Consider the following 19,666-nt stretch of genomic DNA (forward strand, 5'->3'; position numbering starts at 1 on the left):
CGGCTCGCGGCCGATCGATCCGGGCCTTCCACGGCTCCGCGCGCGACCGCACTACTCAGGCGTGCAATAATTGTCAATAGGACCCGTTCGGGTCGAGGAGCACCAGGCCCACGTCGGGCGTGCGACGTCCTCGACTTGACATGGGTCCTCGTAATGCCCACCGACGGACGGCGCTCTCCGGAGCCGCCCGCGACCGGGACGCAACGGATGGAGAGGTGCCGCCATGGCCACCAGAGCTACCAAGACCGCAACGCTCGACGCCGTCGACGACGACGTGACGACGACCAAGAAGCCCGCGGCGCGCAAGCCGGCCGCGGCGAAGGCCCCGCGCAAGACCGCGGCGACGAAGGCCGCCGCTCCCGCTGAGGACGAGGAGGCGACCGACGCCGTCGAGCCCGAGGAGGCCGACGACGACGACACCGAGGTGGTCGTCGTCGAGGACACCGAGACCGAGGCCAAGGACGACGCCGAGACCCCCGACGCTCCCGTCGCGCCCGTCGCCGCTCCGGAGGCGCCGCTGCCCAGCGGTGCGCTGGTGCTCTCGTTCGGCGGAGACGACGACGAGGTCCCCGTCTACTCGACGGCGATCACGGGAGCGACCGCCGACCCGGTCAAGGACTACCTGAAGCAGATCGGCAAGGTCGCGCTCCTGAACGCGGCCGAGGAGGTCGAGCTCGCGATGCGCATCGAGGCGGGTCTCTTCGCAGAGGACAAGCTGGCGAACTCGACCGACCTCAGCCCCGAGCTCGTCCGCGAGCTGCGCTGGGTCGCGAAGGACGGGCAGCGCGCGAAGAGCCACCTGCTCGGAGCGAACCTCCGCCTGGTGGTCAGCCTCGCGAAGCGCTACACCGGCCGCGGCATGCAGTTCCTGGACCTGATCCAGGAGGGCAACCTCGGTCTGATCCGCGCCGTCGAGAAGTTCGACTACACCAAGGGCTTCAAGTTCTCGACCTACGCGACGTGGTGGATCCGCCAGGCGATCACCCGCGCGATGGCCGACCAGGCCCGCACCATCCGCATCCCGGTGCACATGGTCGAGGTCATCAACAAGCTGGCCCGCGTCCAGCGCCAGATGCTCCAGGACCTGGGCCGCGAGCCCACGCCCGAGGAGCTGTCGCGCGAACTCGACATGACCCCCGAGAAGGTCATCGAGGTGCAGAAGTACGGCCGCGAGCCCATCTCGCTGCACACGCCCCTGGGTGAGGACGGCGACAGCGAGTTCGGCGACCTCATCGAGGACACCGAGGCCGTCGTCCCCGCCGACGCCGTGGGCTTCACGATGCTGCAGAAGCAGCTCGAGTCGCTCCTGGACTCCCTGTCCGAGCGCGAGGCGGGCGTGATCCGCATGCGCTTCGGCCTCGGCGACGGGATGCCCAAGACCCTCGACCAGATCGGCGACACCTTCGGCGTGACGCGTGAGCGCATCCGCCAGATCGAGTCCAAGACGATGGCGAAGCTGCGCCACCCGTCCCGGTCGCAGTCGCTCCGCGACTACCTCGAGTAGACCGGTGATCCGCTACGCGCCGGCGGTCCTCCTCGGGAGGGCCGCCCGGTTCGCGGCGCGCGTCCGGAAGCCCGGCGGGGGCTCCGCCGTGCCCGGTCTCGTCGTGAACCGCGTCGCGCCCGGATTCCTGCCCGCGGTCCTCGACGGGTTCCCGGAGGGACTCGTCGTGGTCAGCGGTTCCGCCGGCAAGTCCACGACGACCAAGATGCTGGTCGCCGTCCTGCGCGCCCACGGGCTGCGCGTCTTCACGAACCCCTCCACCGCCAACATCGCGCAGGGGCTCACCTCCGCCCTGCTCGAGCGGGCGGACCTGCGGGGCCGGATCGACGCGGACATCGCCGTCCTCGAGATGGACGAGGGCCACGGCGCTCGCCTCGCTCCGCGCATGCGACCCCGCGTGGTCGCGCTCACCAACGTGGTCGTCGATCAGATCGACCGCTTCTTCGACCCCGCGATGGTCGCCCGGATGCTCGGCACCATCTCCGAGCGCGCCACCGGCGAGGTGATCCTCAACGCCGACGACCGGCACGTCGCCGCCCTCGCAGCCTCCCTGCCCGACGAGCGAGTGCGCTGGTACGGCGTCTCCGCCGATGTCCGCGGCGAGGCGCCCGGCGGACTGGGCTACGCCGCCGAAGCCGAGACCGGCACGGACCGCGCCACGACCGTCGTCTCGGCGACGAGCGGAGCGGCCGCCTCGATCGACAGCGACGGCGAGCGACTCGACGTCCGACTCCCGGCGCGCGGGGTGCACTACGCCGTCGACGCCGCCGCCGCCGTCTCCGCCGCCCGCGCGGTGCTCGGAGAGCGCTTCGTCGCTGCCACCGCGGCCACCGCACTGTCGTCGATCGACCCCGTGTTCGGACGGGGAGAGGTCGTCGTCGTGCGCGGACAGGAGGTCGAGTTCGTCCTGGTGCAGAACCCGGCGAGCTACCGGCTGAACATCGCCGAGATCCCGTCGGGGACCGAGCAGATCATGCTCGCGATCGGCTCCGACGTGCGCGATCCGTCCTACTTCTGGCCGGTGGACACCTCCGGACTCGGCCGCGTCAGCGTGGTCTCGGGCTCGAAGGCCCACGAGGCGGCGCTGCACCTGCAGTACGACGGCGTCGTGATCGACTCCGTCGACGACGATCTCGGACGCGCGCTCGACCGCTTCCTCGCGCAGCCCGCTCCCTCCGTCGGCCGGAAGACCATCGTGTTCTCGGCCGACTCGATGCGGCGCACGCGCGCGCACCTCCAGCTCACCTCCAACCGCGAGGAGACCTCGTGACCGTCCTGCGGATCGGCGTGCTCGCCCCCGACGTCCTCGACAGCAACGGAGACGCCGCGAACGCGCGCGTGCTCGTCGCCCGCGCACGCTGGGCGGGGCTGGAGGCCGAGCTGGTCGGTCTGCACCACCGCGACGACTTCCGCGAGCGGCCGGACGTGCTCGTCGCCGGCACCGGCGCGGATCAGGATCTCCCGGAAGTGCTCGACGTGCTCCGCGACGTCGACGCCACCGTCCGCGGCTGGGCCGACTCCGGAACCGAGTTCGTCGCGATCGGCGCGGGCTGGGAGCTTCTCGCCGAGTCCTTCAGCACGTCGGAAGGCCTCGTGAACGGGATCGGGGTCTTCCCGGGGCGGAGCGTTCCCTCTGCGGAGCGAGTGACCGACGACCTCGTCCTCGACTCCGCCTCCGGGGTGCTCGTCGGGTTCGAGAACCACGTCCGGCGCTTCGAGGGCATCGATCCGGGCTCGGTGCTCGGGCGGGTGCTGCACGGAGTGGGCGACGGGAACGGGGTCGAGGGGTACCTCGCCGGATCGCTGCTCGGCAGCCACCTTAACGGGCCCGTGCTCGCGAAGAACCCGGTCCTGGCGGACAGGATCCTCCAGCGGGTCGCGGAGCGGCACGGCCTCGGCTACGAGGCGACCGACCTGCGGCTCCGACAGGCCGACGACACAGCACGAGCCGCCCGCGAGGTCATCGCGAAGCGGCTCGGTGTCGGACGGTAGGACGCGTTCAGCGCCCTGACTGCCGGTCGGGGGCGGATGCCCGGACGATCAGGGGCGCTGCTCCTCGAAGAGCCGCGCGGACTCGTCGTGCCAGCTCTGAGCGATGCTGGAGAGCTTCTCCTGGTACTTCTTGCCGTGGTGCGCGCAGAACAGCAGTTCTCCGTTGTTCACGACGACGCGGATGTACGCCTGGGCGCCGCAGCTGTCGCAGCGGTCGGCGGCGGAGAGCTGGTGGGCACCCGCGAGCTCGTCCACGCCATTAGGGGTTGCGGTGGTCGACATGACTTGGCCTCCTGCACTCGGTCTTCGATCTCTGCTTGATGGAACCCATCCAAGCACGCGATTGTTTCCGCGCAGAGACGATCGAGGGGCATTTCGCTGTGCGCGTAGGGGCGCCTGCGCACTGGCGCTCGGCCCCTCCGGGTGCCGCGTCGTGGCGGGGCGGGACGACCCCGCGAAAGTAAACTGGAGGAATGGCCTCCACCGACTACTCCGCCCGCCACCTCTCCGTGCTGGAGGGCCTCGAGGCGGTCCGGAAGCGGCCGGGCATGTACATCGGCTCGACCGACTCGCGCGGCCTGATGCACTGCCTCTGGGAGATCATCGACAACTCCGTCGACGAGGCGCTGGGCGGGCACGGCAGCGAGATCAGCGTCGTGCTGCACGCCGACGACAGCGTCGAGGTGCGCGACCGCGCGCGGGGCATCCCGGTCGACATCGAGCCCAAGACGGGGCTGTCCGGCGTCGAGGTCGTGTTCACGAAGCTCCACGCGGGCGGCAAGTTCGGCTCCGGCTCCTACGCGGCATCCGGAGGCCTGCACGGTGTCGGCGCGTCCGTCGTCAACGCGCTGTCCGAGCGACTCGACGTCGAGGTCGACCGCAACGGGCGCACCTACCGGATGTCCTTCCACCGCGGCGAGCCCGGCCGGTTCGCCGATGCGGGGGAGCCGACTCCGGACGCCCCCTTCACCCCGTTCGAGAACGGCTCGGAGCTGACCGTCGTCGGCAAGGTGGCGAAGGGCGTCACCGGCACGCGCGTGCGCTACTGGGCCGATCGGCAGATCTTCACCAAGGGCGCCGCGTTCCAGACGGAGGATCTGGTCACCCGGGCGCGGCAGACCGCGTTCCTGGTGCCGGGGCTCACGATCGACATCGTCGACGACCGCGCCGAGGAGCGGCGCGCCGAGATGTTCCGCTACGACGGCGGCATCTCGGAGTTCGTCGAGTTCCTGGCGCCCGACTCCGCGGTGACCGACGTGCTGCGGCTCACCGGCACCGGCACCTTCACCGAGAGCGTCCCCGTGCTCACCCCCGGCGGCGCGATGGTCTCGACCGAGGTCGAGCGCACCTGCGAGGTCGACATCGCTCTGCGGTGGGGAACGGGCTACGAGACGGTGATGCGCAGCTTCGTCAACATCATCGCCACCCCCAAGGGCGGCACGCACCAGACCGGCTTCGAGCAGGGACTGCTGAAGCTGCTCCGCTCGCAGGTCGAGGCGAACGCCCGTCGACTCAAGGCGGGCTCGGACAAGGTCGAGAAGGACGACGTCCTCGCCGGCCTGACCGCGGTGCTGACCGTGCGCCTGCCCGAACCGCAGTTCGAGGGGCAGACGAAGGAGATCCTCGGGACGCCGGCGGTGCGCGCCATCGTCGCTCAGACCGTCGGATCGACGCTGGGCGCGGTCTTCTCGTCGTCCAAGCGCGAGGACAAGACGCAGATGTCGCAGCTGCTCGAGAAGGTCGTCGCCGAGATGAAGTCGCGCATCTCGGCCCGCGCGCACAAGGAGACGCAGCGCCGCAAGAACGCGCTGGAGTCCTCCTCCCTTCCCGCGAAGCTCGTCGACTGCCGCAGCAACGACGTCGAGAACAGCGAGTTGTTCATCGTCGAGGGCGACTCGGCGCTCGGCACGGCCAAACTGGCTCGCAACAGCGAGTACCAGGCGCTGCTGCCCATCCGCGGCAAGATCCTCAACGTGCAGAAGGCCAGTGTCGCCGACATGCTCTCGAACACCGAGTGCGCGTCCATGATCCAGGTCATCGGAGCCGGCTCGGGCCGCTCCTTCGACCTCTCGGTCGCGCGCTACGGGAAGATCATCCTGATGAGCGACGCGGATGTCGACGGCGCCCACATCCGGACCCTGCTGCTGACGCTCTTCTTCCGCTACATGCGCCCGCTCGTGGAGGCGGGGCGCGTGTTCGCCGCCGTGCCGCCGCTGCACCGGGTGGTCGTCATGAACGCGGGCAAGAAGCCGAACGAGACGATCTACACCTACTCCGAGAAGGAGCTGCAGGGCGTCCTGGCCGGTCTCGCGAAGGCCGGTCGCCGGTTCCAGGACCCCATCCAGCGCTACAAGGGACTCGGCGAGATGGACGCGGACCAGCTCGCGACCACCACGATGGACCGCGCGCGCCGGACGCTGCGACGCGTCCGCGTCTCGGACGCCGAGAACGCGGGCCGCGTCTTCGAGCTGCTGATGGGCAACGAGGTCGCGCCGCGGAAGGACTTCATCGTCCGCGGGTCCGAGACGCTCTCGCGCGACCGCATCGACGTCTGACGGGCGGAGCGAGCGCCCGCACCGAGGGACGCTCGCGCTCCGGGCGGCTCGCGTCAGAGCAGCTCGGGTGCCGCGCCGATCGTCGCGATCGGGGCAGCGACGGGGACTCCGGAGCCGTCCCGCTTCATCCCGGACTCGGGCAGCGCGGCGACCGAGCCGTCGGCCTCGAGGGCGTGGGCGGGGGCGGGGCCGACCCAGGCGACTCCGAGCGCCGTCTCGCCCTTGAGGAAGCGCTGCGCGCGGACACCGCCCGTCGCGCGGCCCTTCGGCGGGAACTCCGAGAACGGCGAGACCTTCGCACTGCCGGCGTCGGTGCCGGTCAGCGCCCAGCTGTCGACGGCGACGGTCGCGACGACGGCGTCCTCGCGATCGTCCGCCGTGACGACGGAGAAGTGCACCACCTCGTCCGTCTCGCCGAGCTTCACGCCCGCCATCCCCGCCGCGGTCCGTCCCTGGGGGCGCACCGCGGAGGCGGAGAATCGCAGCAGCTGCGCCTCGCCGGTGACGAAGACGAGCTCGTCGTCGTCACCGGCGGGTGCCGCGCCGACCACCGCATCCTTCGGACGGAGCGCGATGAGCTCGACGTCGGGCCGGTTCTGCAGCTCGGCGGCCGAGACGCGCTTGACGACTCCCTGGAGGGTTCCGAGGGCGATCGGCCGGGTGTCGTCGAGCGCGACGAGGGCGAGGACGCGCTCGTTCTTGGCCAGGCCGGTCAGGTAGTCGGCCATCCGGACACCCGCTCCGAGCTGCACGGAGGACGACGGGACGGACGGGACGTCGACGGGGGAGAAGCGCAGGAGGCGCCCGGCGGTCGTGACGGCGCCGATCTCGCTCCGGCTGGTCGTGTCGAGGGTGCTCAGCACGGCGTCGTGCTTGCTGCGGCGCGTGGCGCGGACGGGCTGCGCGGCCGCCTCCGGATCGCGGTCGACGCGGACCATGCGACCCGTGGTGCTGAGGTGGATGCGGCACGGCACGTCGGCGATCTCGAGCACGGCCGCGGTCTTGCGACCGGTCGTCGCGACGGACGGCCGCGCCTCGGTCAGCAGGGTGCGGCGGGGGGTGCCGAGGCGCTGGGCGACGTCGTCGAGCTCGTCCGAGACGAGCGCCTCGATCCGGGCGCGGCTGCCCAGGAGCTCCTCGAGCTCGGCGATCTCGGCGAGCAGGGTGTCGCGCTCGGTCTCGAGCTCGATGCGCGAGAACTTCGTCAGGCGGCGCAGCTGGAGCTCGAGGATGTAGTCGGCCTGGATCGTGCTGAGGTCGAACACCTCGATGAGCCGGGCGCGCGCGGCCGCGGTGTCGTCGCTGCCGCGGATGAGCTGGATGACCTCGTCGATGTCGAGGATCGCGACGAGCAGTCCCTCCACGAGGTGCAGTCGCTCCTGACGCTTGCGGAGGCGGTACCGGGAGCGGCGCGTCACGACCGTCACGCGGTGGCCGACGTAGACCTGCAGGAGCTCCTTGAGCCCGAGGGTGCGGGGTTGGCCGTCGACGAGCGCGACGTTGTTGATCGCGAACGCGTCCTCCAGCGGGGTGTAGCGGTAGAGCTGCTCGAGCACCGCCTCCGGGCTGAAGCCGGTCTTGATCCCGATGACCAGTCGGAGTCCGTTGTCGCGGTCGGTGAGGTCGGTGACGTCGGCGATGCCGCTCAGCTTCTTGTTCTGGACTCCGTCCTTGATCTTGTCGATGACCTTCTCGGCGCCGACGAGGTACGGGAGCTCCGTCACCACGAGCCCGGACTTGCGGGCGGTGATGCTCTCGACCGAGACGCGGGCGCGGGTCTTGAAGCTGCCCCGCCCGGTGGCGTAGGCGTCGCGCACGCCCGCGAGACCGACGATGGTCCCTCCGCTCGGGAAGTCGGGGCCGGGCACGAAGGACATCAGGTCCTCGAGCGAGGCGTCGGGGTGCGCGATCAGGTGCCGCGCCGCTCCGATGACCTCGATGAGGTTGTGCGGGGCCATGTTCGTGGCCATGCCGACCGCGATGCCGCTCGCGCCGTTGACCAGGAGGTTCGGGAACGCCGCGGGCAGCACCTCGGGCTGCTGGTGCGAGTTGTCGTAGTTGGGGACGAAGTCGACGACGTCCTCGCCGAGGTGCTCCGTCATCGCCAGGGCGGCGGGGGCGAGACGCGCCTCGGTGTAGCGGGCGGCTGCCGGTCCGTCGTCGAGGGAGCCGAAGTTGCCGTGCCCGTCGACCAGCGGGACCCGGAGGGTGAACGGCTGCGCGAGGCGCACGAGGGAGTCGTAGATCGAGGCGTCGCCGTGCGGGTGCAGCTTGCCCATCACCTCGCCGGTGACGCGGGCCGACTTCACGTGCCCGTGATCGGGACGGAGGCCCATCTCGCTCATCATGTAGAGGATCCGGCGCTGCACGGGCTTCAGACCGTCGCGTGCGTCGGGCAGGGCGCGCGAGTAGATGACCGAGTAGGCGTACTCGAGGAACGAGCCCTCCATCTCGGTGGAGACGTCGACGTCCTCGATGCGCTCGACCAGCGAGGAGTGCGCGGGCTGGGAGGGGGTTGCAGCGTTCATGACTCACTTCGACGGCGGACGCGGGCGCGGCACCGGAGCGGCACCTCTCGCGCTCCGAGGCCGGTGCGCCCACCTCTGCAGACGAGCGGACGGGGCGGCGACGGGGGTGTCGGGCGTACCCCGCTGACGCCGACCCGCCCGGGCCTCGGCCCCGCGGGGCTCGCCGCGCGCGAGGAGCACTGTGCGAAACTGAGCGCGATGACCCACATGCTACCCGCCGCCCCCCTCGGGCGGCGGAGCCTCGCCGACGTCCTCCCCGGTGCCCTCGACGCGGTGCTCGGCACTCCGGGCGTGTTCGGCGCCCCGAGGGTCGACCGCGTCGTCGTCGTGCTCGTGGACGGACTGGGGGCGTCGAGCCTCAAGCAGCGTGCCGGCCACGCCCGCACTCTCGCGCCCGCGCTGACGCGTGCGACGACCATCCCCTCCGGGTTCCCGACGACCACCGCCGCGGCGCTCGCCAGTCTCACGACCGGGACGCGGCCCGGCGAGCACGGCATGGTGGGGTACCGGGTGCTCGACCACTCGGCCGACCGCCTCGTCAATCAGCTCTCGGGGTGGGACGCGGGCATGGTCCCGGAGCTGTGGCAGCCGCGTCCGACGGTCTTCGAGCGGGCGACCGCGGAGGGAGTCGCCGCGAGCGTCATCGGCCCGTCGCGCTACGCGAGGTCGGGACTCACCCGGGCGATCCTCCGCGGGGCCGAGTACCGGTCGGCCGGCAGCATCGCCGAGCGCTTCGCGGCCGCGCGCGAGCTGCTCGACGGCGGTGGGCGCCGTCTCGTCTACCTGTACGTGCCCGAGCTCGACATGACCGCGCACGCCCGCGGCTGGGAGTCGCCGGAGTGGACCGCCGCGCTCGAGCTCCTCGACGGCGAGGTCTCGTCGTTCGTCCGCGATCTGGGACCGCGCGAGGCCGCGCTGGTCACAGCGGATCACGGCGTGCTCGACGTGCCCGCCTCCTCGCACGTGCTCGTCGAGGGACCGCTCCTGGAGGGGGTCCGCCACCTCGCCGGCGAGCCCCGGTGCCTCCAGCTGCACCTGGAGGCCGACGCCGATCCCGGAGCCGTGCTCGAGCGCTGGCGGGCCGCCGAAGGCGGCCGAGCGTGGATCGCCTCGCGGGACGAGGTCGCCGCCAGCGGCTGGTTCGGCGAGGTCGGCCCCGCCGCCGCCGAGCGGATGGGCGACGTGTTCGTCGCGGCCCGGAAGGCGATCGCCTACTACGACGCAGAGGACGCCTCCGGCCGCTCGATGATCGGGCAGCACGGCTCGCTGACCCCTGAGGAGACCCAGGTGCCGCTGATCGGCTTCGGAGCCCTCGCGGGCGTCTGACCGGACCCGACGAGCCGCGACTCAGTCGTCGCTTCGGGCTCCGAAGACGATCTCGTCCCAGCTCGGCATCGACGCACGACCCCGGCGGAAGCCGCCGCGGGCGCTCGACGGAGCCTGCTCCTTGGCCGGTGCCGGAGCGGCAGCGGCCGGCGGGGCCGTGCGCTCGGGCTCGGGGGCCTTCTCGACGACCGGCGCCTCCTGGACCGGCTCCTCGCGCACGCGCAGCGACGATGCGTGATCGCGCTCGCCCCGACGACGACGCAGCGCGTCGAGCAGATCGGCGGTGTCGTTGAGGTTCCGCTCCCGCTGCTCGGTCGTGGTCGAGACGCGGGGGAGGGTCGACACCACGCGGGGCGTCTCGGCGAGGGCCGGCTGCGGCTCCGTGTCGGAGGGGCGGACAGCGGTCGGCCGCGCGTGCGGCAGCGCCGACGGGCGTCCGGCCGCGGGGTGCTCGCCGCGGGAGCTCCTCGAGGAGTCGCCCGACCGGGAGAAGGCGTCGGTGTCGAAGCGCGTCGCGAGCTCGTCCACGGCAGCCGGGATGACGGCGCGCAGGCGGGGGATGAGGGTGGGCCGGATCTCGCCCTGCTGGGAGAGGGTCGTCGCCTCGGGCGTCAGCGGAGAGAGCAGCGCCTTCCGCGGGTCGAAGCGCCAGCGCGCGTCGTGGTCGATCTCGTCCGAGCGGAAGAGGAGCTTGACGACCCAGCCGTCCTCCTCCTTCCAGCTCGACCACTGCTCGCCCTCGGCGCCCAGGGAGGCGAGGCGCTCGCGGATGACGTCGCCGAAGGGCGTGCCCTCCTCGAGGGGATCCGGGTCGGCGCTCGTGTAGACGCGGACGGAGAGTGCGGAGGCGACGACGTGCTCGCGCTCGGCGGTCACGGGGCCCTCGAAGCGCTGCACGTGCTCGAGCGAGGCGCCGGTGAGCTCGGCGACCTCCTCGGGGGAGAGTCCCGAGCGGATGTGGGCCTGGATCTCGCGGGGCGAGACGCGGGTCTCGCGCGGGGGCAGCGAGTGCACGCGCGGGCGGAGCTGGCTCTGCAACGTCTCGTCGATCCGCACCGAGAACCGTTCGCCTCCGTCGGAGACGAGGACGAGCGATCCGCTCTCGACGCCGATCACCTTCAGTTCCATCATCGTGCGGGACCTCCTTCTGGACGCGAACGGGGCAAGGATGACACGGGTTGCGCCCGATGCCCGGGAATACCGCGGGCGGGTCGAAAGTTGGGCCGGACGAGGGCGCTGACAGGCGGTGTCAACCACGGATCCATTTGGTTTGCGAATCGATACGTCTTGATGCACACTGTCCCCGCCGATTTGTTGAACAGCTGAATATAAGAAGTGGATGGGAATGGCTACGGACTACGACGCCCCCCGCAAGACCGATGACGACTCCGAGTCGATCGAGGCCCTGAAGGAGCGAGTCCCCGACAAGATGTCCGGAGTCGTCGACGTCGATGACGCCGACAACCCGGGCGGATTCGAACTGCCCGGAGCCGATCTCTCCGACCTCGATCTGGACGTCGTGGTCCTTCCGCCCCAGGCGGACGAATTCACGTGCGTGAGCTGCTTCCTCGTGAAGCACCGCTCTCAGATCGACCACGAGGAGAAGCTGGGACCGATCTGCCTGGAGTGCGCCGCTTAGGCCTCTCCACGCTCTGAAGGACGACCTCTCCGTCGCCGTGATCCCCGGATCGCGGCGACGATGTCGTTCGGGCGGCGACTCGACAGCAGCCAGTACGGCGTCGGGTCCTCCGGATCCTCGATCGGCACCCGCACCACGTCGCGCACCCACCCGCGGATCACGAGGTACGCCCGTGCGTCCAGCCGCGGCCCGCGCTCCGCGAACGCCTGCTGCCCCGCATGGGTCGTCGGCTCGCCCACGAGCTCCAGCGGAATATGGGCCCGTCCGGCCCGGAGCTCCCCGTCGACGACCTCGATCACGGGCGAGAGCGCGAGCAGGGCGCCGATCGTCCCTCCGTACAGCACGAGGGCGACGACGACGCCGACGACCGGGTCGATCGGCGCGAAGACCAGGATGCTGGCGGGGATCACGAGGGCTGTGGAGACGAAGAGCCACGGCGCGGGCCAGAGCCTCTCCCGGTAGGACTGCATGTCCCTATTGCACCAGACAACTGGTCTACCCTCGTCACGTGAACGAATCCGTCGACGTCCCGATCCGCGCGGACAGCATCCCCGGCTACGCGCACCCCGGAGACGCCGGAGCCGATCTGCGAGCGAGCGAGGACGTGGTCCTCGCCCCCGGTCGGCGGGCCAGCGTCGGCACCGGAGTGGCGATCGCCCTCCCGGACGGCCATGTCGGCTTCGTCGTCCCGCGCAGCGGCCTCGCCTTCACGCACGGCATCACCATCGTCAACGCCCCCGGCACCATCGACGCCGGCTACCGGGGCGAGATCCGCGTCGCGCTCCTCAACACCGACACCGAGCAGACGTACCGCGTCTCGGCGGGCGATCGGATCGCGCAGCTCGTGATCGTCCCCGTCGTGCGCGCGCGCTTCACCCCGGTCGACGAGCTGCCCGACTCCGTCCGCGGACTCGGCGGATTCGGATCGACCGGCTACGACGCCTCCACGACCAGCACTCCGAAGGAGAACGCATGAGCGACATCCAGGCAGCGACCGGCTCGGACGCGCCCGCCGAGACCGTCGAGCAGGACTTCGAGAAGTCCGCTCCCGCGGACCGCGCGGAGGCGGGGCCGCTCGATGAGCGCGAGGCCAACCCGGTCCGTCCCTACATCGACCTCGGCGGAGTGAAGGTGCTCCCTCGCGAGGGAATGCACATCCGACTCGAGGTCGAGGAGGGGACGAAGCGGGTCATCGCCGTCGGCCTCGACTACGCCGGCTCGACCCTGCAGGTGCAGCCGTTCGCCGCACCGCGCTCCTCCGGGCTGTGGCACGAGATCCGCGGTCAGATCGCCGACCAGGTCGCCAAGCAGGGCGGGCGCACCGCCGAGCGGGAGGGCGTCTTCGGCCCCGAGCTCGTCGCGCAGCTCCCGATCGCGGGAGGGGAGTCGCGCGTCGCCCGCTTCGTCGGCGTCGACGGTCCCCGCTGGTTCCTGCGCGGAGTGATCGCCGGCGCGGGTGCGGTGAACCAGGAGGCGGCGGCCGCGGTGGAGGACCTGTTCCGCAGCATCGTCGTCGTCCGCGGCTCCGGACCCATGCCTCCCCGCGACCTGATCCCGCTCAAGGTCCCCACCGGCGGGCAGACCCAGCAGAGCGCGAGCTGACCCGCATGGAGCAGAGCCCGCCCGAGCAGGGGCCGGGGGAGCCCGAGACTGCCCGACCCGAGGTGGGCGAGGCGATCGCGCAGGCGGCGCGGCGCTCGGCTCTCGGAGCCGTCGCCGACGGCGAGCCGTTCGACGGCCGCGCGCTGCTGCGCTCGATGGGCGGGGTGCGCGGGATCCTCGAGGCCGTCGTGCCCGGAGTCGCCTTCGTCCTCCTCTTCACGATCACCGGCGAGCTCGTGCTCTCGCTCGTCGCGTCGGTCGGCCTCGCGGTCGCCTTCACCGTCGCCCGGATCCTGGGTAGGACACCCGTGATCCAGGCCGTGGGCGGACTGCTCGGCGTCGTCGTGTCGGCGGTGCTCGCGCTGGTCACCGGACGCGCGGTCGACAACTTCGTGCCGGGGCTGATCACCAACCTCGTCTACGGCGCGGTCTTCCTGGTGTCCGTGCTCGTGCGGTGGCCGCTGATCGGAGTGGCCGCCGGCTACCTGATGGGCGAGGGCACCGCGTGGCGGGACGACAAGCGCAAGCGCCGCCTCTTCGCCGCGCTGACGCTCGCCTGGGCCGGACTGTTCCTGCTCCGCCTCGCGGTGCAGTACCCGCTGTTCCTCGCCGAGGACACGACCGCGCTCGGCACCTGGAAGCTCGTGCTCGGCCTTCCGCTCTACGCGCCGCTGCTGGTGCTCACCGTGCTCGCCGTGCGCGCCGAGTACCGCGGCGCTCGGGAGCGCGCGGACGAGGGAACCGCCGCGCCGCGTGCGTGACGGCTGCTCCGTTCGCGTAGAATTGTCTCGACGTCGAGATAAATAGCTCCCGTTCGCCGCGCGCTCCGATGTGCCGTGCAGCGGGTGCGACGACGCACCGGTGTTAGGTCCTCCTTGGTGGAGGCCGCTCTGCGCGGTCGCCAAGATGGACTCGGATATGTGGGTCCGCCCGTCGGCGGGATCCACGTCAGCGAAGGAGAGGGCGACGTGTCCGCGGTAGACAGCTTTGGATCGAAAGACACTCTGAAGGTCGGTCAGACCGACTACGAGGTGTTCCGCATCGACCGGGTCCCCGGTCACGAGAAGCTCCCGTTCAGCCTCAAGGTGCTGCTCGAGAACCTCCTCCGTACGGAGGACGGCGCGAACATCACCGCCGACCACATCCGCGCCCTCGGCGAGTGGGTCCCGGAGTCGGAGCCCGACACCGAGATCCAGTTCACGCCGGCGCGCGTGGTCATGCAGGACTTCACCGGCGTGCCCTGCATCGTCGACCTCGCCACCATGCGCGAGGCCGTCGCGGCCCTCGGCGGCGACCCGGACAAGATCAACCCGCTCGCTCCGGCCGAGATGGTCATCGACCACTCCGTCATCGCCGACCTGTTCGGCACCGAGGACGCCCTCGAGCGCAACGTCGAGCTCGAGTACGAGCGCAACGGCGAGCGGTACCAGTTCCTCCGCTGGGGCCAGACCGCCTTCGACGACTTCAAGGTCGTCCCGCCCGGAACCGGCATCGTCCACCAGGTCAACATCGAGTACCTCGCTCGGGTCACCATGACCCGTGAGATCGACGGAGTCCTGCGCGCCTACCCCGACACCTGCGTCGGCACCGACTCGCACACCACGATGGTCAACGGCCTCGGCGTGCTGGGCTGGGGCGTCGGCGGCATCGAGGCCGAGGCGGCCATGCTCGGCCAGCCCGTCTCGATGCTCATCCCCAAGGTCGTCGGCTTCAAGCTCTCGGGAGCGATCCCCACGGGCGTCACCGCGACCGACGTCGTGCTCACGATCACCGAGATGCTGCGCAAGCACGGCGTCGTCGGCAAGTTCGTCGAGTTCTACGGAGCCGGCGTCGCCGAGGTCCCCCTCGCGAACCGCGCGACCATCGGCAACATGAGCCCCGAGTTCGGCTCGACCGCCGCGATGTTCCCGATCGACGACGTGACCCTCGACTACCTGCGTCTCACCGGTCGCAGCGACGAGCAGATCGCCCTCGTGGAGCAGTACTCGAAGCTGCAGAAGCTCTGGCACGACGCCGACGTGGAGCCCGTCTTCAGCGAGTACCTCGAGCTCGACCTCAGCACCGTCGTCCCGTCGATCGCCGGCCCGAAGCGCCCCCAGGACCGCATCGAGCTGACCTCGGCCAAGACGCAGTTCGAGTCGGACCTGAACAACTACGCCGACGTCTCGCACGACATCGTCGACCTGACGATCGCGGAGTCGTTCCCCGCCTCCGACCCGGGCGAGCTCCAGCCGCAGGACGCGCACAGCTCGCACGAGCACGTGCACCGCTCGCACGCGCCGAGCACGGCGTCCAAGCCCACCACGGTGGAGCTCGGCGACCGCGGAGAGACCTTCACGATCGACCACGGCGCCGTCGCGATCGCCGCGATCACGTCGTGCACCAACACGTCGAACCCCTCCGTGATGCTGGCCGCGGGCCTGCTCGCCCGGAACGCCGCGCAGAAGGGCCTCAAGGCCAAGCCGTGGGTCAAGACGACCCTCGCGCCCGGCTCGAAGGTCGTCACCGACTACTACGAGAAGGCCGGCCTGACCGAGTCGCTCGAGGCGCTCGGCTTCTACACCGTCGGCTACGGCTGCACGACCTGCATCGGCAACTCCGGTCCGCTGCTCGAGGAGATCTCGGCCGCCGTCCAGGACAACGACCTCGCCGTGACCGCGGTGCTCTCGGGCAACCGCAACTTCGAGGGCCGCATCAACCCCGACGTCAAGATGAACTACCTGGCGAGCCCGCCGCTGGTCATCGCGTACGCCCTCGCCGGGTCGATGAACTTCGACTTCGAGGTCGACGCGCTGGGCACCGACGCCGACGGCAACGACGTGTTCCTCAAGGACATCTGGCCCGACGCGGCCGAGGTGCAGGCGACGATCGATTCGTCGATCGACAAGTCGATGTTCGACACGCAGTACAGCGGCGTGTTCGACGGCGACGAGCGCTGGCGCTCGCTCCAGACCCCCGAGGGTGCGACCTTCGAGTGGGACGAGCAGTCGACGTACGTGCGGAAGCCCCCGTACTTCGACGGCATGACGATGGAGACGACGCCGGTCACCGACATCGCCTCGGCCCGCGTGCTCGCGAAGCTCGGCGACTCCGTCACGACGGACCACATCAGCCCTGCGGGCTCGATCAAGGCCGACAGCCCCGCCGGCCAGTACCTGGCCGAGCACAGCGTCGACCGCAAGGACTACAACTCCTACGGATCGCGTCGCGGGAACCACGAGGTGATGATCCGCGGCACGTTCGCGAACATCCGCCTGAAGAACCAGCTGCTGGACGGCGTGGAGGGCGGCTACACCCGCGACTTCACGCAGCCCGACGCTCCGCAGTCGTTCATCTACGACGCGTCGCAGAACTACCAGGCCGAGGGCACGCCTCTCGTCATCCTGGGCGGCAAGGAATACGGTTCCGGATCCTCGCGCGACTGGGCGGCGAAGGGCACGAGCCTCCTGGGCGTCAAGGCGGTCATCGTCGAGAGCTTCGAGCGGATCCACCGCTCGAACCTCATCGGCATGGGCGTCATCCCGCTGCAGTTCCCGGCCGGCGAGACCTGGGCATCGCTCGGACTGGACGGCACCGAGTCGATCAGCATCTCGGGCATCGAGGCGCTGAACGAGGGCGTCACGCCCAAGACGGTGCACGTCGTCGCCGAGCCGACCGCCCACTCGCCCGAGGGCAAGCAGCCGATCGAGTTCGACGCGGTCGTCCGCATCGACACTCCGGGTGAAGCCGACTACTACCGCAACGGGGGCATCCTGCAGTACGTCCTCCGCTCGCTCGTCTAGCGCCGACACGGCTGTGCGCCTTCCCGCAAGGGGGAGGCGCACAGCCGTTCCCGGGGGGCCGCGTGCGTAGACTCGGGAGACGTCCACTCCCTCTCATCGACCCCGGAAGGCGGCGCGAATGGCTGTTCTCGAGACGATCGGCGGACCGCGCGACCTCGATCGCCTGACCCGCACCGAGCTCGAGTCCCTGGCGCAGGAGATCCGGGACTTCCTGGTGCGCGAGGTCTCGAAGACCGGCGGGCACCTCGGTCCGAACCTCGGGGTCGTCGAGACCACGATCGCGATCCACCGGGTCTTCGACTCGCCGCGCGACGCGATCATCTTCGACACGGGGCACCAGTCGTACGTGCACAAGCTGCTGACCGGACGGCAGGACTTCTCTGGCCTGCGCCAGCGCGGCGGCCTCGCCGGCTACCCGCAGCGCTCGGAGTCGCCGCACGACATCGTCGAGAGCTCGCACGCCTCGAGCTCGCTCTCGTGGGCCGACGGCATCTCGCGCGCCTTCACCATGACCGGTCAGACCGATCGCCACGTCGTCGCCGTGGTGGGCGACGGAGCCCTCACCGGCGGCATGACGTGGGAGGCGCTGAACAACATCAGCGACGACAACGCGCGCGGTCTCGTCATCGTCGTCAACGACAACGGCCGCTCCTACGCGCCCACGATCGGCGGCATGGCGCGCTTCCTCAACGGCGTGCGCACGAAGCGCAGCTACCGCACCCTGCACCGGGGCTCGCGTGCCGTGTCGGAGCGCCTGGGCAGCCCGGCCGCCGCCGTGTACCGCGGCGTGCGCGGGGGCCTCCACGGATTCCTCAGCCGCTTCATCAACAACGAAGCGCTGTACTCCAACCTCGACATCAAGTACCTCGGTCCGATCGACGGGCACGACGTGACCGCGATGGAGGAGGCGCTGCAGCAGGCCAAGGACTACGGCCAGCCCGTCATCGTCCACGCGATCACTCAGAAGGGCAAGGGGTTCGGCCCGGCGGTCAAGGACCTCGCCGACCAGTTCCACGCGGTCGGCCAGATCGACCCCGAGACCGGCGAGCCTCTCGCCGCTCCGGGAGCCCAGTCGTGGACCTCGGTGTTCGCCGACGAGATCGTGACTCTCGCCGACGAGGACGCGACGATCGTCGGCATCACCGCCGCGATGCTCCGGCCCGTCGGGCTGCACAAGATGGCCGAGAAGCACCCCGACCGCGTCTTCGACGTCGGCATCGCGGAGCAGCACGCGGTCACGTCCGCGGCGGGGCTCGCCTTCGGCGGTCTCCACCCCGTCGTCGCCCTCTACGCGACCTTCGTCAACCGCGCCTTCGACCAGGTGCTGATGGATGTCGCGCTGCACCGCGCCGGAGTGACCTTCGTGCTCGACCGGGCGGGAGTGACGGGGCCCGATGGTCCGAGCCATCACGGCATGTGGGACCTCGCGATCCTGCAGGTCGTGCCCAACATCCGGCTCTCGGCGCCGCGCGACTCCGTCCGCCTCCGCGAGGAGCTGCGCGAGGCCGTCGGCGTCACCGACGCCCCGACCGTCGTGCGCTTCTCGAAGGGCAACGTCGGCGAGGAGATCGAGGCCCTCGAGCGCCTCTCGGACGGCGTCGACGTGCTCTCGCGCGCCGAGCGCCAGGACGTCCTGATCGTCACCGTCGGACCCATGGCGACGATGGGACTGGATGTCGCGCGCCGTCTCGCGGCTCAGGGCATCGGCGCGACGGTCGTCGACCCGCGCTGGGTCGTCCCCGTGCCCGCCAGCATCATCGAGCTCGCCCGCGACCACCGACTCGTCATCTCGATCGAGGACGGCGTCCGCGTGGGCGGCATCGGCACCCGCATCCGCCAGGACCTGCGGGAGGCCGGCGTCGACACCGCGGTGACCGAGCTCGGCCTGCCCGACCAGTTCCTCGACCACGCGAAGCGCGAGGAGATCCTGGAGGACGTCGGGCTCACTCCGCAGCACATCGCACGCGACGTCGTCGCCCAGGTCCTCGGCAGCAAGATCCCCGTGGCGCGCCCGCTGCCCGAAGAGGCCGAGGCGCACGACGAGGCCCGCACCGACTGACGAGGCCCGTCGCCAGGTCGATCAGAGCCGGTAGACCAGCTCGATCGCACCGCCCGAGAACGGAGTCGTGCCGACGAGCTCGAACGGCTCGGTGCGGCGCAGCGGCAGCAGCGGCCGACCGCTCCCGAGCAGGACGGGCATGATCGTGACCCGCATCTCGTCCAGCTCTCCGATCTCGGCGAGGCCGGCGGCGACGCCTCCTCCGCCGACGACCCAGACGTCGAGACCGCCGGCGGAGTCGCGGATCGCGGGGAGCAGCTCGGCGAGGCCACCGGAGGCGAAGCGCACCTCTCCGCCCTCGGGCTGCGGTCGGTCGGCGGAGGTCAGCACCCGGGCGGGGAGCTCGTACGGCCAGGCGCCCTCGCGACGGACGAACTCGTAGGTCGTCGAGCCCATCACCACCGCGCCGACCGTCTCGAGGAACCGGTCGTAGTGCTCCCGGAAGGCCTCGAAGCCGAACTGGAGGAGCCAGTCGAGGCCGTCGTCGGAGTCGGCGATGAAGCCGTCGAGGGAGGAGGCGACGTAGTAGACGATGCGGGTCATGCGGGGAGGCTAGACCGGACGTCCGACACGGGCTGAGGTCCCGACTCCGGCGGAGGAGGCACAGGGCCATCGTCGCGCGGGAACGACGTCGGCTCGCGGGAACCGGCGGCTCCGGTGAGCCGGACCGGTTCCCGCG

Annotated in this window: 16 protein-coding genes; 11 read left to right on the forward strand and 5 right to left on the reverse strand. The window is 70.9% G+C overall.

The window, feature by feature from the left end; translation table 11 throughout:
* The first annotated feature begins 223 nt into the window (after positions 1-223).
* Genes ASF46_RS08295 through ASF46_RS08305 form a run of 3 tightly spaced genes read left to right on the forward strand, consistent with a single transcriptional unit; the run spans position 224 to position 3,496 of the window.
* Positions 224-1,504: an RNA polymerase sigma factor gene (locus ASF46_RS08295; RefSeq protein WP_056867085.1), complete on the forward strand. Its 1,281-nt coding sequence runs from the start codon at positions 224-226 to the stop codon at positions 1,502-1,504.
* Positions 1,505-1,508: 4 nt separating this feature from the next.
* A complete protein-coding gene (locus ASF46_RS08300; protein ID WP_056867086.1) occupies positions 1,509-2,774 on the forward strand; it encodes a Mur ligase family protein in 1,266 nt (421 codons plus the stop codon).
* Positions 2,771-3,496 carry a type 1 glutamine amidotransferase gene (locus tag ASF46_RS08305; protein ID WP_056867087.1) on the forward strand — a complete coding sequence of 242 codons (726 nt, stop codon included), beginning with the start codon at positions 2,771-2,773 and terminating at the stop codon, positions 3,494-3,496. Before ASF46_RS08300 ends, ASF46_RS08305 begins: the two co-directional genes overlap by 4 nt.
* Before the next feature lie 48 nt (positions 3,497-3,544).
* Here ASF46_RS08305 and ASF46_RS08310 read toward each other — a convergent pair whose 3' ends face one another.
* Positions 3,545-3,778 carry a hypothetical protein gene (locus ASF46_RS08310; RefSeq protein ID WP_055792284.1) on the reverse strand — a complete coding sequence of 78 codons (234 nt, stop codon included), beginning with the start codon at positions 3,776-3,778 and terminating at the stop codon, positions 3,545-3,547.
* Positions 3,779-3,969: 191 nt separating this feature from the next.
* On the opposite strand from ASF46_RS08310, the gene ASF46_RS08315 reads away from it, so the two are divergent.
* Entirely contained in the window at positions 3,970-6,051 is a 2,082-nt protein-coding gene (locus tag ASF46_RS08315) for a DNA gyrase/topoisomerase IV subunit B (protein WP_055792282.1), read from the forward strand.
* A 53-nt stretch (positions 6,052-6,104) separates the two neighbouring features.
* Here the strand turns inward: ASF46_RS08315 and ASF46_RS08320 are convergent, their stop codons facing one another.
* Entirely contained in the window at positions 6,105-8,579 is a 2,475-nt protein-coding gene (locus ASF46_RS08320; RefSeq protein WP_056867088.1) for a DNA gyrase/topoisomerase IV subunit A, read from the reverse strand.
* 198 nt (positions 8,580-8,777) lie between these two features.
* Between ASF46_RS08320 and ASF46_RS08325 the strand changes: the two genes are divergently transcribed.
* Complete coding sequence (locus ASF46_RS08325) at positions 8,778-9,905, forward strand: alkaline phosphatase family protein (RefSeq protein ID WP_056867089.1); 1,128 nt, start codon at positions 8,778-8,780, stop codon at positions 9,903-9,905.
* 21 nt (positions 9,906-9,926) lie between these two features.
* Here the strand turns inward: ASF46_RS08325 and sepH are convergent, their stop codons facing one another.
* Positions 9,927-11,036 carry a septation protein SepH gene (gene sepH / locus ASF46_RS08330; protein ID WP_056867090.1) on the reverse strand — a complete coding sequence of 370 codons (1,110 nt, stop codon included), beginning with the start codon at positions 11,034-11,036 and terminating at the stop codon, positions 9,927-9,929.
* Between the two features lie 214 nt (positions 11,037-11,250).
* On the opposite strand from sepH, the gene ASF46_RS08335 reads away from it, so the two are divergent.
* Positions 11,251-11,544 (forward strand): DUF4193 domain-containing protein, encoded by a 294-nt coding sequence (locus ASF46_RS08335; protein ID WP_055792269.1) that lies wholly within the window; start codon positions 11,251-11,253, stop codon positions 11,542-11,544.
* Here the strand turns inward: ASF46_RS08335 and ASF46_RS08340 are convergent.
* A complete protein-coding gene (locus ASF46_RS08340) occupies positions 11,541-12,014 on the reverse strand; it encodes a DUF3093 domain-containing protein (protein WP_055792266.1) in 474 nt (157 codons plus the stop codon). The genes ASF46_RS08335 and ASF46_RS08340 overlap by 4 nt on opposite strands.
* A 38-nt stretch (positions 12,015-12,052) precedes the next feature.
* On the opposite strand from ASF46_RS08340, the gene dut reads away from it, so the two are divergent.
* The 5 genes from dut (at position 12,053) to dxs (ending at position 18,987) form a co-directional block, all read left to right on the forward strand.
* Positions 12,053-12,520, forward strand: a complete 468-nt coding sequence (gene dut, locus ASF46_RS08345) for a dUTP diphosphatase (RefSeq protein WP_056867091.1) — start codon at positions 12,053-12,055, stop codon at positions 12,518-12,520.
* Positions 12,517-13,146, forward strand: a complete 630-nt coding sequence (locus tag ASF46_RS08350) for a DUF3710 domain-containing protein (protein ID WP_056867092.1) — start codon at positions 12,517-12,519, stop codon at positions 13,144-13,146. Before dut ends, ASF46_RS08350 begins: the two co-directional genes overlap by 4 nt.
* Positions 13,147-13,151: 5 nt before the next feature.
* Positions 13,152-13,907, forward strand: coding sequence for a DUF3159 domain-containing protein (locus ASF46_RS08355; RefSeq protein ID WP_056867093.1), 756 nt, complete (start codon positions 13,152-13,154; stop codon positions 13,905-13,907).
* A 207-nt stretch (positions 13,908-14,114) separates the two neighbouring features.
* A complete protein-coding gene (gene acnA / locus ASF46_RS08360; protein ID WP_056867519.1) occupies positions 14,115-16,928 on the forward strand; it encodes an aconitate hydratase AcnA in 2,814 nt (937 codons plus the stop codon).
* A 118-nt stretch (positions 16,929-17,046) separates the two neighbouring features.
* Positions 17,047-18,987 (forward strand): 1-deoxy-D-xylulose-5-phosphate synthase, encoded by a 1,941-nt coding sequence (gene dxs, locus ASF46_RS08365; protein WP_056867094.1) that lies wholly within the window; start codon positions 17,047-17,049, stop codon positions 18,985-18,987.
* Between the two features lie 21 nt (positions 18,988-19,008).
* Here the strand turns inward: dxs and ASF46_RS08370 are convergent, their stop codons facing one another.
* Positions 19,009-19,530, reverse strand: coding sequence for a dihydrofolate reductase family protein (locus ASF46_RS08370; protein WP_056867095.1), 522 nt, complete (start codon positions 19,528-19,530; stop codon positions 19,009-19,011).
* Between the last annotated feature and the right edge of the window lie 136 nt (positions 19,531-19,666).

This window comes from Rathayibacter sp. Leaf296, from assembly GCF_001423045.1.
In the GTDB taxonomy this organism is placed as follows: Bacteria; Actinomycetota; Actinomycetes; order Actinomycetales; family Microbacteriaceae; genus Rathayibacter; species Rathayibacter caricis.